This window comes from Myxosarcina sp. GI1(2024) (assembly GCF_053543375.1).
The window spans coordinates 519,718-532,281 of record NZ_JBKGTY010000003.1 but is presented as its reverse complement, the minus strand read 5'-3'; the positions used below and the strand labels follow the sequence as shown (position 1 = coordinate 532,281).

Below are 12,564 nucleotides of genomic sequence, written 5' to 3'. Positions count from 1 at the left end.
TAGAATTAAAATTTTACTGAGAGTAAATGAGTAACAGTCGAGAGAACAATAGGCGTTTTACTCGCCAGCGATCGCCAGCGATTGCTATTAATTCCGAACTAGTATAGCTTCGTCTAATCGATCGCGGACCATCTATCCAAATAAAAGAACTGGGAAAAAATGGTTTTGTAAGTAAACTAAGCAGACTGAAAGCAAAATATAAAGTATCGGAACGCTCGACATCATTGAAAATAACTAACTTGTTTGCCAAATGCTCTACGTCGCTCATAATCTCTTTTAATTCACTGGGGTTGAGATGATGAATTAAGTGGTTAGAAATGATTAAATCGAAAGATCTATTTGAAGATAGTAGATCTTTGGTCGAAGCGTGCTGAAACTTGACATGGTGAGGATTACTCAAGTTTTTGACAAAATTAATCGCTCTGATGTCTGTATCTATAGCAGTGATATCTAATGATAAATTATCTGCTGCTGCCCATTCAGCTATTTTTAGAGTTACATCACCCCCTCCACAACCAATATCTAGTAAAGTCAACGTTCTATTTTCCCGTTCTAGCAGAGGTCTGATATAAAGCTCGTATATGCTTCGCCAGTGTGAAAAGAGTAAATTGAGAATTTTAAATTGGGTATAGGTATTATAGAGTATCTCTTCGCTACAATCGGGAGCATCAGCTAGTTCTCGTAACTGGGTTGCTCTTTGATTCAAAAAACAAAGCATAACAGCATGGCACGATAATTGTTTACAATGCGAGCGACTTAAATGGCACCAAACTACCAAGTCCGGTAATAAATATCAAAGCATTGATTGTTTAGCTAATTTTGGCATCATCTCGGGCAAAATTTACCATTGCAACAAAATTACTTCTTGAGAGAAGCCAGGTCCCATAGCCAATAATAAGCCATAAGAACCTGGAGGCGGCTGTTCGCCCTCTAGAGTTCGGTCGAGAATGTAGAGTACTGTAGGAGAAGAAATATTGCCAATTTTGGCTAGGGCATCGCGACTTGCTTGCAGTGCTTCAGGAGGTAGTCCAAACTCGTCTTCTATGGCTTGAATGATTTTCGGACCACCTGGATGTACGATCCAGCGAGCGATTTTATCTAGGGACAGATCGTATTCGTCTAAAAATGGATCGATTAACTTTCGCAGTCCAATTTTGACATGGTCGGCTACTTCAGGTCTGAGAATATTCCTCGTACCCGTATCGACTAAATCCATACCCATCAGGGGAACGGTGTTGGGCAGCATAATCGAGCGGCTGTCGATGATTCGAGGCTGTCCTGGCTGGGCTAAAGGATGTTCGCTACCGACCATTAATACTGCTGCCGAGCCATCACCAAACAAAGCCGCAGTAACGATCGCCATGATAATATTAGTATATTGAGATGGATCTTCGGGCAATTGCTGGATCAGAGAGTATAAATCCCGTTGTAGCGAGCCTTGCCAAAGACATGAAGAAAGCTCGATCGCAAATAAGACTGAGGCTTCTGTAGGACGGCACTTGAGATATTCTGCGCTTCTGGCCAACCCAAAAGCTCCACCCATACAACCCACTCCGCATAAAGGCATTCTCTTCACATTGGGAGTGAAGGGAATCTGGTTGATCAATCGGATATCCAGTGAAGGAACTGCCGGAGTTAAAGTGACTGAGGTCAGCTGTGAAACTTGCTGTGGCTCTAGTCCTGCTTGCTCTAATAATCTACCTACAGTTTCCTCCAGAAGCTCGACGCTAGTTTTAATCGCCGCATTAGCTATAGTTCCAAATCCAGGCGGCTCGTAAAACGAATCTAGAGGAAAGGCAAAGTAACGACCGTCGATCGCGCTATTGGTAAAAAAGCGATCGATAGTATTGAGATCGAAATTTAGTTCCATAGCCAGAAAGTACTTTTGCAGAGCTGTAGATAGCACCTCCTGTGGGTAATAGTGGGGAGGAAAGCCGGTAGATGTAGCAACAATAAAAGCCATAATGTTTTGTCTGGTGTTTAGCTAAGAATCAAAAGTTTTTGCATCTGTTGAGCTAGAGCGGGCAGCAGCTTGCGGCAGGCAGTATGTAAGAAGAAATGGTCGCCAGAAAACATTTGTAGGTTAAACTCACTATCGGTTTGTTCGCGCCAGGCAGCAAGTTCTTCTAGGCTAACTTTGTTATCTTCTAAACCACCAAAAGCAGTAATGGGAAAGTTCAAGGGTTTCTCGTCAAGATAAAAGTAAGTTTCTAACAGCTCGAAGTCAGCACGTAAAGCAGGAAGAAATAGCTGCATGAGTTCTGAGTTTTCTAGCACCTCCTCTGGTATGCCCTGGAGACGCTTGAGCTTTTCCATAAACCTAGCTTCAGATAGGCGATGAATGGGCGGTTCGGGGTCTGGCAGTTGGGGAGCACGGCTACCAGAAACTAGTAAGCGAACTGGGTTTTGGCAATTTCGCCGCCGCAGTTCGCGCGCTAGTTCGAAGCTCAGCAAAGCTCCCATACTATGACCGAAAAAGGCAAAGGGTTTATCTAAATAGGATTGAATGAGTGTGGCAAGAGTGTCAATTATTGGTTTCATCCTTGTTAAAGGAGCTTCCATTCTGCGATTTTCCCTTCCTGGTAACTGAATCGAGCAAATTTCTATTTCTGATGGCAGAGACTCAGTCCAGGTGCGGAAACAGGAAATCCCCGCTCCAGCATAGGGAAAGCAAAATAGACGAAGATGGGCTTGAGGATTTGGTCGGGAGCAGACGATCCACGAATTAGCTGGAGTACTAATTGGGCTGTGGGTACTGACAGAGCCGATCGCACTCTCACCATTGGTGACAAAACTTTGAGAATTAGTAGTGCTATTGACTGGGGACGGTAATTTTGATGAAGATTGCTGCTCGATTAGAAAAAGAACCTGAGTGATGAACTGTTCGATCCTCAGCTCGGCGAGAAACTCTACCGGAACTTCAATACCTAAGTTGTCCTCAAGCCGTTTTCTCAGCTCGGTTGCCATTAAAGAATCGAGACCTAGATCGGAAAGACGCTGCTGCCAGTCTAGTTCCGAGGCAGAAAGTCCCATCACTTGACCGAGGAGCTGGCTAAAGTAACTTTCTAATAAAGGTCGGCGTTTTTCTGGATTAGCACTCAAAAGCTCATCGCGCTTTTGGCTCCACTCTATCTCTGAGTCAGCAGCACCGAGAGGGGAAAATTTTTCATTTAGTCGTATAGACTGATTCGATTCTGCTTGTCGCTGGTCACCCTCGGCAGACTCAAACCAATAACGCTGACGCTGGAAGGGATAAGTGGGCAATGCTAGTTTGCGGCGCGGATAATCTCGGTCGAATCCCCTCCAGTCCACTTTGACTCCCCGCAGGTATAACCGAGCTAAACTAGACAGCAATTGTTCCCAATCACCAGCCCTTGGACGCAGACTCGGCAGCCACTGTCGGGCTTGAGTACCATTACTCTCTCCTGCTGCCAGACACTGACGACCCATCGAGACTAATGTCGGCTTGGCTCCGATTTCCACAAACAGATCGTACCCCTGTCGTTCTAGCTCGCCGATTCCGGCAGCAAACTGGACTGGCTCGAGCAGATGACGACACCAATAGCGGGCACTGGCTACTTCTGTTCTTACCTCTCGTCCGCTCAGATTGGAGATTAGAGAGATTCGCGGTGCAGAATAGTCGATTTCCTTAGCAACTTGCTCGAACTCTGACAGCATCGGCTCCATCAGCGGAGAATGGAAAGCATGAGAGACTCTTAACTTTCTCGACTCGATTCCCTCTGCTGCTAGGGAGACAGTAACTGCGGTCACCGCCTCAGCCTTTCCAGAAATAACCACATTTTGGCTGCCGTTAATCGCAGCAATGGCAACTGTTCCGGCGTAGGGTTTAATCGCTGCTCTAACTCGTTCTTCATTAGCAAACAGGGCAACCATAGCACCAGTTTGAGGTAGAGCTTGCATCAACCGTCCTCGCTGGGCAATTAACCTCAGCCCTTCTTCGAGGCTGAAGACTCCGGCGATGCAGGCAGCGACATATTCGCCCACGCTATGACCCATGACGGCGCTGGGACGAATGCCCCAAGAGAACCATAATTGACACAGAGCATATTCGAGGGCAAATAGGGCGGGTTGGGTGTAGGCGGTCTGGTCTAATCGGGAATTGTTGCTGTTGGAGTAGAGTATTTCTAGTAGAGGAACATCGAGATAGGGACGCAGTATTTTATCGCACTGCTCGAGGGTGGCTCGGAAGCTAGGTTGTGTTTCGTAGAGTTCTCGTCCCATTCCCACATACTGTGACCCCTGTCCGGTAAAGAGAAAGGCGATTTTGGGCTGAGTTTCCCGCACTCGTTCCCAAAAAACTCCTGGAGCTTCTTGTCCAGAACTGTAGGCAGCTAGTTTTTGCGCTACTTCGGCAGTCGAGCCAGCCAATACACCCAATCGATGAGCAAAATGCGATCGCCCGCAATTGGCGGTATGGCAGACCTCTGCCAGGGTTAAACTGGAATCTGCGGCTAAGTAACTTTGGTAGCGTTGAGTTAACTCCAACAGTGCAGTTTCTGTTTTCGCAGATAGGGTCAGTAGATGTATTGGGCGTTCCAATTCAGCTTGCGCCAGTTGGGTTGGCGGTGCTTCTTCTAAAACTACATGGGCGTTGGTACCGCTAAACCCAAAAGAACTGACTCCTGCAATTCGCCTCTTTACTCCGGCAGTCCAAGGTATCGGCTCGGTTGGCACTGATAATGGTAAGTCGTCCCAATCGATATAAGGATTGGGCTCTTGGAAGTGCAAATGTGGCGGAATTTCCTCGTGTTGTAAGGAAAGCACTACTTTGATCGAACTTGCTATGCCAGCCGCTCCTTCTAAATGCCCGATATTAGTTTTGATCGAGCCAATCTTCAGCGGTTCTTCAGTGGAATGGTTATTAGCAAAAACACCTGCTAAAGCTCCGACTTCAATGGGATCGCCTAGAGCTGTGCCGGTGCCGTGAGCTTCGATATAGCTGACTTCGGCTGGTTCTACTCCAGCATTTTTCAAAGCTTGACGAATCACCACTTGCTGAGAGGGTCCATTAGGTACGGTCAAACCACTGCTACGACCATCCTGATTGACTGCCGAGCCGCGAATCAGAGCTAAGATATTATCGCCGTCGTTTACAGCATCTGACAAACGTTTGAGAACTACGACACCACAACCTTCTCCTCGCACATAGCCGTCTGCTCTGGCATCAAAAGTCTTGCAGCGACCATCTGATGATAGCATCCGGGCTTTCGAGAAATTAATCGACACTTCTGGGGCGAGAAGCAGGTTTACCCCTCCAGCCAAAGCTAAGTCACTCTCTCCATTACGCAAACTGGCGATCGCTAAATGAACTGCTACCAATGATGAGGAACAGGCTGTATCTACTGCTAGGCTCGGACCAGTGAACCCTAAGAGGTAAGACAAACGTCCTGCCGCCACACTATGACAATTACCAGTACCTACATAAGCATCAATCTCAGTTGGCTTTCTAGTCAGCAAGCGTTGGGAGTAATCATTGCTACAAATGCCGATGAATACTCCCGTGGAACTGCCTGCTAGTCGCTCGCTCGCTAGCCCGGCATTTTCTAGAGCTTCCCAACTAACTTCTAACAATAAACGCTGCTGAGGATCGAGACTGATAGCTTCTCGAGGAGAGAGCCCAAAGAACTGAGCATCGAACTCCCGCAACTGATTGACAAATCCGCCGTAGCGGGTATGCATTTTTCCTGGAGTATCTGGATTGGGGTCATAATACATATCAATGTCCCATCGGTCTGAAGGAACTTCCGCGATTGTATTTACTCCATCGTGCAACAACTGCCAGAAAGCCTCTGGATTATCGGCTCCTCCTGGAAATCTACAGCCCACTCCAACAATCGCAATTGGTTCGGTTTTGGCATAGTTCAAAGCACTGAGTTCGGCTCTCATTTCCTTTAACTCAAGCAGTGCCTTTTTCATTAAAGTTTGATAGTTTGTCTCTGCTGCATTCTCGCTCATCGAACTTTCTCCTCCTCAATGGCAGTTAATTCTCTGGCAAGTAGGACGGCAATTTCATCGTTAGATAGTTCTTCCATGTTGGTTGTTAATTCAAACTCCTCTATAGTTGGTGACTCTTCAGTAAAGCTTGGGTCTGGTTCGAGGGAAAGCAGTTCTCCTGCTAGATAATTCACCAGTGCTTCCACTGTGGGATAGTCAAAAGCCAATGTGGAGGGAATAGAACATCCTAGGCTCGATTGGAGTCGGTTTCTAAATTCTACAGCCATCAATGAGTCCATTCCTAGCTCCGCGAAACCCTGCTCTAAATTTATTGCTTCAGGAGAATTCAAACCGAGAACTGTAGCCAGTTGCTCTCGAACCTGGGCTTGCAACAACTGCCACTGCTGCTCCTGTGGTGCCTGGTGTAATTGTTGCACTAACTCTGGTGTCTGCTGAGAAGACGGCTCGGAGTCCTCTCCAACCAACTCCAAAAACGGCGAAACCATTGCCGATGGTAACTGTGCTAAAAATTGTGACCAGTCAATCGCCATCACCCCTACTTGCGGTCGCTGTTGCCCGAGTAACTGCCCCAATACCTGCAAAGCTCTCTCGGCAGCTATCGGCTCGAGCCCGCTAGCAGAGAAGCGACCGGACTGACCGCGAGCGGCCATACCCAAATGAGCCCAAGGTCCCCAGTTAATCGTCAAACCTGGCAACCCCAAGCGGTGACGATAACCAGCTAAACCATCGAGGAAAGCATTGGCCGCCCCATAGTTACCCTGACCCGGGGAACCCAGCAGGGAAGCTACTGAAGAGAAACAGACAAAAAAGTCTAAGGGTAACGAGCGGGTCAACTGATGTAAATTCCAGGCTCCGGCCACCTTGGGCGCCATCACTCGGGTAAAGCGTTGCCAATCGAGTTGCTGCAGTACTCCATCATCGAGGACTCCGGCGGCGTGAACTAGCCCTCGCAGGGGTGGACCCCAACTATCAACCCGAGCTAGCAGTCTGGTGACATCTTCTGGCTGTGAAACATCGGCGGGGACGGTGAGGAGCTTAGCGCCCAAGGCTTCTAATTCTGTGAGTGTTTGCCGCGCTGCGGTGGAGGGTTCGCTCCGTCCGCTCAGGACTAAATGCCGCGCTCCTCGCTCGACCATCCAGCGAGCGACGGTCAATCCTAAAGCTCCCAGTCCACCAGTAATCAGATAGCTGTTCTCGGGCAGTAACTGAGGCGGCTCCGAGCTGGTAGCAGCGGGCAGTGAAACTATCACTTTGCCAATGTGTTTGGCTCCGGCCAGATAGCGGAAAGCATCCACCACTCGCCCCAGAGGAAAGACTCGATGGGGCAGTGGTTGCAAGCTTCCTGACCGCAATTGTGACATCAGCTCCCTCAACATTTGTCTGATTAAGCCGGGGTCTTGCTGGGCAATTTCTAAGAGATCGAAGGGAATGTAGTCAACATCGGGTCTAGTGGCGCTTACTTGACCTTCAGACCAAATGCCGATTTTACCAATTTCAATCAATCGCCCTTCCCGAGCTAAAGCTTGCAAGCTTTTGGGGATAAATTCGCCATTGAAACTGTTGAGTACGATGTCCACACCCTGCCCTTCGGTCATCGTCATCACTTCGTCGGCGAAATCTAAGCTGCGGGAGTTCATCACCCGGGTGATGCCCAGAGACTTGAGGTAGTCCCATTTAGCTGGACTGGCGGTGGCGAAAACTTCCGCTCCTGCTTGTCGTGCCAGTTGTACTGCTGCCTGTCCGACACCGCCGGCAGCGGCATGAATTAAGACTCGCTCTCCCGACTGAATTTTTGCCCGATGGTGTAATCCGTAGTATGCCGTTAAAAAGGTAGTGGGGATCGTAGCTGCCGCTTCAAAGCTCAATTGCGCTGGCTTGGGTACCACCATGTCGGCCTTGACGGTGACAAAGCTGCTAAGACTACCAATCGCCAGGGCGGCGATGACTTCATCACCAATGCTCAAGTGGCTGACTCCTTCTCCTACTGCTACGATGACTCCGGCACATTCTCCGCCGAAGGGTAAATCGGTAGTCGAGTCGAGACCCAATTCGGAGCTATATTCTTGGAGCATCCCTAAAGCGTTGAGTACATCTCTAAAGTTAAGTCCGGTAGCCCGTACTTGAATTTCCACTTCTCCTGGTGCTGGTGGACGTCGTTGTAGCGGCTCGAGTCTCAAGTTTTCCAAGATTCCCGGGGGAGATATCTTGACTCGCACCGCTTCTCCCTGCTGGGGATGTTCTCGAAACTGGGTTCTGACTAGTCGGGCGACATGACGCACCTGCTGACGATAGGCAATTTGGTTTTCAGCATCCCTCGAATACAACTCCTCAACTAAAGCTTGAAGCTGACCGCTCGGCTCTGCTGGGTCGAGGTCGAGGCAGGTACAGTTAAGCTCGGGATGCTCTAAACTAATGGTGCGTCCCAAGCCCCACAATGGTGTTTGTGAGAGCCCAACTGGCACTCGGTCGGTGTCGAGCAGTTGCGCTCCGGCAGTGACTAGCCACAGACGAGGTAACTGAGACCAGTTGGTGTTAGTTAGGGCTTGCACCAGATGTAAGATGCTGCCACAGCTGTTGTTTTGCGCTGGTTGTAAGTCGGCGAGGGATAACTCGGTGCTGCTGGGGTGGTCTAAGCTCCACAGGTGAACGATCCCCTTGAGGGGCGGTCGCTGTTGGCGGCATTGGTCTAGTAGCTGTCGAATATCTTCTGGTCGCTCGGGATTGAGTTGATAATTGGTTTCGTCTTGCTGCTGATAATTAGTGCCTCGAGTAACTAAGAGGGGGTAATCTCCTCGTTCTTGGAGTTGTCGAGCAACTCGAGCGGCGATTCCTCCCCCATCGGCAAACAACAGCCAGGTACTTGGTTGGGTTGTTGCTGCTGGCTGGGAGTGGTGAGTTTGGGGTTGCCAGGCAATTTCATAGAGCCAATCGTTCGCGTCTTGTGCTTTGGACTCTGCTGGTGGCAGGATTCGCTTGAGGGCAGCTCGACTGACCCGTCGCAGAGACAAACCTTCGATTGAGACGACGAGATTTCCCGTTGCGTCTAGTAGTCGCACTTGGGCAGTTAAATGCTGCTGCTGGTGACCATTAATCGGGCTGAGGGATACTTGACTCCAGAGGCGGGAACTCTGAGAACGGTATCGTCTCAATCGTTTGAGCTTCACTGGCAGATAAGCATCTTCTCCTGGCTTATCTAAGAAGAGTGCTCCTAGTACCTGAAAGCTGGCATCGAGTAAGACTGGGTGCAGTTGGTATGCTGCTGAGTCTAATTCTAGGTGGGGCGGTAACTGAATTTGTCCCAGGGCGGCAGTACCAGGCTGCTGGGACAACCGGCTAATGGCTTGGAAACTGGTGCCATATTCCATGCCTCGTGCTCGCAATTTTTGGTAGTAGCTCTCTGGAGAGATGGATTCGGCATACTCTAGTGGTACACTCTCTAAATCGATTTGGGGAGTTTCTTCTTCTTCAGCTACGGCAATTTTGCCCGAGGCGTGAGTTATCCAACTAGGCTCTGAGTTACCCGACTTGAGGTCGAGGCTGTAGATCCCGAATGAATAACTGGTGGCAGTTTTGGGAGTGAGAATCGTCTGGATGGTGGTGACTGATGATTCTGGTAGTGCCAATGCCTGTTGAAGGTTGACCCGTTCGAGAACTAAGTTTTCAGTTCCCCAAATCTGTTTTCCTGCGGCTAAGGCAATTTCGAGATAGGCGCTGGCTGGGACGATGGCGGTTTGGTAGAGCTGATGGTCGGCTAAATATCCAGTCTGCTCTCTACTCAGCTGGCTCTCGAATTGGATTTGGTTCGAGTCGGCTAAATACAGCCGTCGACCGAGCAGGGGATGAACAGCACTACTTCGAGCTCCGTTAGTCGAGCTAGATTGGGTTTGATGAGACTGTGGTTCGGCGGTTTCTACCCAGTAACGCTGACGTTGGAAGGGATAAGTAGGCAATGCTAGCTGGCGCCGGGGATAATCTCGGTCGAATCCTCTCCAGTCAACTTTCACCCCTCGCCGGTATAACTGAGCTAAACTAGACAGCAGTTGTTGCCAGTCCGAGCCACCAGAACGCAACGAAGGCAGCCAGAGCGATCGCTCTGACTCGATGCACTGTTGCCCCATAGATAATAAAATTGGCTTGGGTCCAATTTCGAGGAAGACTTGGTAACCTTCTTGGTGCAAAGTCTCCATACTGCGGGCAAACTGCACCGGTTGTCTGACATGATTTACCCAGTAGCTTGCTCTGGTCAGACGCTCGTCTTCTCTAATTCCCGTTACATTTGAGAGCAATGGAATCCGAGGTTGCTGGTAGGTTACTCGATTGGCTAGGGCTGCGAACTCCGCTAACATTGGTTCCATCAGTGGAGAGTGGAAGCCATGGGATACTTGTAGTTGTTTGGTCTTGATGCCTGCTGCTTCTAACTTGTCCCTCAGCGTCTCAATCGCTGCTGCCGCACCGGAAATTACTACGCTTTGAGGTCCGTTAACTGCGGCGATGGCTACTTTATCTTGGTAGGGGGGTATCAGTGGCTCGATTTGGGCTTCTGAGGCCATCACTGCTAGCATCATCCCCCCAGAGGGTAATTGTTGCATCAATCTTCCCCGATGGGCGATTAGTGTTAAGCCCTCTTCTAAACTAAACACTCCTGCGACTGTGGCGGCGACATATTCTCCGACACTGTGACCCATGACTACATCGGCTTCAATCCCCCAAGATTGCCATAACTGGTAGAGGGCATATTCGAGGGCAAATAGGGCGGGTTGGGTGTAGGCGGTTTGGTCTAATCGGGAATTGTCGCTGTTGGAGTAGAGTATTTCTAGTAGGGAGACATCGAGATAGGGACGCAGAATTTCCTCGCAGCGCTCGAGACTGGCTCGAAAGGTGGGTTGGGTCTCGTAGAGTTGTCTTCCCATACCTACGTATTGCGACCCCTGTCCGCTAAACATCAAGGCGATTTTTGGGGGTTTACGGCTGCGTACTCTACCTTGGACTAATTGGGGTGTTTCTTTCCCAGCCATCAAAGCTGTTAGTTGCTTACCCAACTCTAAGCTAGATTCGGACACTATGCTCAGGCGATGTTCGAAATGCTCTCTTCCCGTATTGGCACTGAAGCAGATATCGGCGAGCGCTATTTCCTGATGGGACTCTAAGAAATCTTGATACTTTTGTGCCAATTCTACTAAAGCTGTCTCACTTTTAGCTGAGAAGGTAAACATATGCTTGGGGCGTTCAAACTCGGGAGCTATCAAAGTAGCCACGGGAGCTTCTTCGATGATTACGTGACAATTAGTGCCGCCAAAGCTAAAAGCACTCACTCCAGCTAAGCGGGTTTGTGTGGTAACATTCCAAGATTGAGGTTCGAGAGGGATTGAGAGGGGAGTTCCTTCAAGAGAAATATAAGGATTGAGCTGTTTTAAGTGTAGGTGAGGAGCAATCTCTCGATGTTGTAGCTGTAAAACCACCTTAATCAAACCTGCGATGCCTGCTGCTGCTTCTAAATGTCCGATATTTGTCTTGACCGAGCCCAGCCAACAGGGCTGATCTGGCTCACGTTCTTTCATCAGTACGGACTTAAGTGCTCTGACTTCAATTGGGTCTCCTAAAGGAGTACCCGTACCATGGGCTTCGATGTAACTAATTTGTGCTGGCGCTACACCAGCATTTTTAAGAGCTTGACGAATAACCTTTTCTTGAGCTGGTCCATTGGGAGCGGTCAGCCCGTGGCTAGTACCATCTTGGTTAACTGCGGAACCTCTAATAATGGCTTGAATGTTGTCTCCATCCTGAAGAGCCTCGGAGAGACGCTTGAGCACGACTATGCCGCAACCTTCTCCTCGAACATATCCATCGGCAGCAGCGTCAAAAGTCTTGCAGCGACCGTCGGCTGCCATCATTTGAGCCTGAGAAAAGGTAATACTAGGCTCGGGGGAGAGCATCAAATTTACTCCTCCGACAAGACAGAGACTCGATTCGCCTTGTAGCAAACTCTGGCAACCTAAGTGTACGGCTACCAAAGAAGAAGAGCAAGCGGTATCGATTGTCATACTCGGTCCCCGCAAATCTAGCAAATAAGATAAACGGTTGGCAGCAATACTGGGACCGGTACCCGTGCCACTATAAGCATTAAGACAGGCATAATCTCTGTAGAGCATCCTGTGGTAATCTATATTGCTGAGACCGATAAACACACCAGTCTGACTACCAGCAAGATCGGCTCGAACGATGCCGGCATTTTCTAGAGCTTCCCAGGCTACCTCTAAGACTAATCTTTGTTGGGGATCCATCTGCTCGGCTTCTCGAGGGGAAATCTCAAAAAAGCTAGGCTCAAAACGATCGACCTGTTCCAAAAATCCCCCCCACTGAGTAGTCATTTTTCCTGGTTTGCCTGGCTGTGGATCGTAGTAAGCGTTAACGTTCCATCTTTGAGGGGGAATTTCAGTGATGGCATCAACCCCATTACTTAACAGATGCCAGAATTCTTCTGGGTTCTGAGTACGGGGAAAACGACAACCAAGACCGATAATTGCTATGGATTCCATGCCAAACCTACTTAATAGATGTACTTTACAAAATTTTTGGTCATACGAGCGA

Annotated in this window: 4 protein-coding genes; all 4 read right to left on the bottom strand. The window is 49.1% G+C overall.

Annotated elements, in window-relative coordinates; translation table 11 throughout:
• Positions 1 to 13: 13 nt before the first annotated feature.
• Entirely contained in the window at positions 14 to 706 is a 693-nt protein-coding gene (locus ACLFKQ_RS16145) for a methyltransferase domain-containing protein (protein ID WP_449000798.1), read from the bottom strand.
• 135 nt (positions 707 to 841) lie between these two features.
• Positions 842 to 1,963, bottom strand: coding sequence for a type III polyketide synthase (locus ACLFKQ_RS16140; protein WP_449000797.1), 1,122 nt, complete (start codon positions 1,961 to 1,963; stop codon positions 842 to 844).
• Between the two features lie 17 nt (positions 1,964 to 1,980).
• Positions 1,981 to 5,976, bottom strand: a complete 3,996-nt coding sequence (locus tag ACLFKQ_RS16135) for a beta-ketoacyl synthase N-terminal-like domain-containing protein (RefSeq protein ID WP_449000796.1) — start codon at positions 5,974 to 5,976, stop codon at positions 1,981 to 1,983.
• Positions 5,973 to 12,512: a type I polyketide synthase gene (locus ACLFKQ_RS16130; protein WP_449000795.1), complete on the bottom strand. Its 6,540-nt coding sequence runs from the start codon at positions 12,510 to 12,512 to the stop codon at positions 5,973 to 5,975. The genes ACLFKQ_RS16135 and ACLFKQ_RS16130 overlap by 4 nt, the downstream gene beginning before the upstream one ends.
• Between the last annotated feature and the right edge of the window lie 52 nt (positions 12,513 to 12,564).